Source organism: Yoonia sp. R2-816 (assembly GCF_046762905.1).
Classification (GTDB): Bacteria; Pseudomonadota; Alphaproteobacteria; order Rhodobacterales; family Rhodobacteraceae; genus Yoonia.
This window is the reverse complement of the sequence record NZ_JBKQXN010000251.1, coordinates 1-687: the sequence shown is the minus strand read 5'-3', so window position 1 is coordinate 687 and position 687 is coordinate 1. Positions and strand designations below refer to the sequence as shown.

Here is a 687-nt window from a genome sequence, read left to right as displayed (position 1 = left end):
GGCGGATGGCATAGTCCGGATGCCCCTCCCCAATCGTGGCGCGGTCAATCTCCAGCGCGTCACGAAAAAGACCCTCGGCCTCTTCATACCGCCCTTGGTTCTTGACCACGTCCGCGAGGTTGTTGAGGCGGGTGGCATAGCTCGGATGCCCTTCCCCAATCGTGGCGCGGTCAATCTCCAGCGCGTCACGAAAAAGACCCTCGGCCTCTTCATACCGCCCTTGGTTCTTGACCACGCCCGCGAGGTTGTTGAGATGGGTGGCGTAGCCCGGATGCCTCTCCCCAATCGTGGCGCGGTCAATCTCCAGCGCGTCACGAAAAAGACCCTCGGCCTCTTCATAACGCCCTTGGTAATTGACAACGACCGCGAGGTTGTTGAGATGGGTGGCGTAGCCAGGATGCATCTCCCCAATCCTGGCGCGGTCAAACTCCAGCGCGTCACGAAAAAGACCCTCGGCCTCTTCATACAGCCCTTGGTTCTTGACCACGTCCGCGAGGTTGTTGAGGCGGGTGGCATAGTCCGGATGCCTCTCCCCAATCGTGGCGCGGTCAATCTCCAGCGCGTCGCGAAAAAGACCCTCGGCCTCTTCATACCGCCCTTGGTCCCTGACCACGCCCGCGAGGTTGTTGAGATGGGTGGCGTAGCCCGGATGCCTCTCCCCAATCGTGGCGCGGTCAATCTCCAGCG

General features: G+C 61.4%; 1 protein-coding gene. It reads right to left on the bottom strand.

Annotated features, from left to right (window positions below; all coding sequences use genetic code 11):
- The coding region (locus ACFWW2_RS16535; RefSeq protein WP_393929725.1) for a tetratricopeptide repeat protein at nucleotides 1-687 on the bottom strand (687 nt) is incomplete at both ends.